The 440-nt window shown below is 67.5% G+C and carries 1 pseudogene; it reads left to right on the top strand.

Features of this window, described 5'->3' with window-relative positions:
• Window positions 1-440: pseudogene (locus QWI17_RS01670) on the top strand (hypothetical protein); the annotation flags it as partial.

The raw sequence follows: 440 nt of genomic DNA, 5'->3' as shown, positions 1-440 counted from the left end.
CCGATTGGCGCTTCCGTGCCACCCGCGCACTGAGCGATGCCGAGCGCCAGGCCATCATCGCCATCCAGCCCTACCCTACCCAGGCCCCGCAACCGCTGGTGCTCGCCCCGGATGCCTGGATCACCCAGACCCGCGACATCAAGGAGACCGGCTGGCAAGTCAGCATCCTCGCCCCGCGCATGCTGGTAGACCGTTCGGTGCAAACGGTAATGGCCATTGGCGCCGGCACCCTGCTGGTAGCAATGCTGCTGGCCGGGCTGGTGATGCAACGGCGCCGCCACTACATCGACCGCATCGACTTCGAAGCCCGCGCCCGTCAGGAGCTGGAAAAGCGCGTAGCCGAACGCACCGCCGACCTTGAGGGCCTCAACACCCGCCTCAAGCGCGCCGTACTGGAGCGCGAAAATGCCCAGCAAGAGGCGGTGCGCGCCCAGGACGAG

Origin of the sequence: Gilvimarinus gilvus, assembly GCF_030518155.1 — a bacterium.
In the GTDB taxonomy this organism is placed as follows: domain Bacteria; phylum Pseudomonadota; class Gammaproteobacteria; order Pseudomonadales; family Cellvibrionaceae; genus Gilvimarinus; species Gilvimarinus gilvus.
Note: the sequence above shows the minus strand (reverse complement) of the source record. Positions and strands in the feature narration are given on the sequence as shown.